Source organism: Bacillus sp. JJ1521 (genome assembly GCF_036965165.1).
Taxonomy (GTDB): Bacteria; Bacillota; Bacilli; order Bacillales; family Bacillaceae_L; genus Ferdinandcohnia.
Genome location: NZ_JBALOX010000194.1, coordinates 7,737 through 8,362 on the forward strand (window position 1 = coordinate 7,737; position 626 = coordinate 8,362).

General features: G+C 35.9%; 1 pseudogene. It reads left to right on the forward strand.

Annotation, left to right across the window (positions count from 1 at the left end):
- A pseudogene (locus tag V7147_RS21490) lies at positions 1-420 on the forward strand (metallophosphoesterase); the annotation flags it as partial.
- Positions 421-626: the final 206 nt, after the last annotated feature.

The window sequence follows — 626 nt, forward strand, 5'->3', positions numbered from 1 at the left end:
TCGGAAATGTTCTCGTTCATCAGTGAAGATGAATACTTGATTGTGAATGTACAAGATTCGTACGATAGTGCCATCGAATTTTTCAAGAAGCTAACGGTTGAACGCGGCATGGAAGGTGTAGTCATTAAGCCAGAAGTACCACAGGGTAATCTAGTACCGTTTTTGAAAGTACGGAACCCAGAATATCTTACAATTGTGTATGGATATGATTATCAGTTTCCAAACAAGTATGCTAAGCTTATGAAGCAAAAAAACATCAAGAAAAAAATTCAAAAATCGTTAATCGAACACAAAATGGGGATGGAAATGCTTCAAACCCGACTTGATGAGATTGGTCCTGAAAACGCAGCTTACAAGCAAACCGTCGCAAATCTGATCTTTGAAGAAAGTCAAGAACAAGATATTGATCCAAGATTGTAGATGAATTATAGCCCCATATTCATAATGGGGCTTTTTCTCTTAAAATAATTTTGTAATTGAATCAATTTCATAATTGCCTATTTTAAAAATGTTTAAAGTATCCTACAATAAGGTGCCTTACCCCTATTACAGGAAAGCATTAATTCAATGGGGGGCAGGTACCGGAACTCATGGAGCATCCAGAAAAAAATATTTTGTCTCTCTTA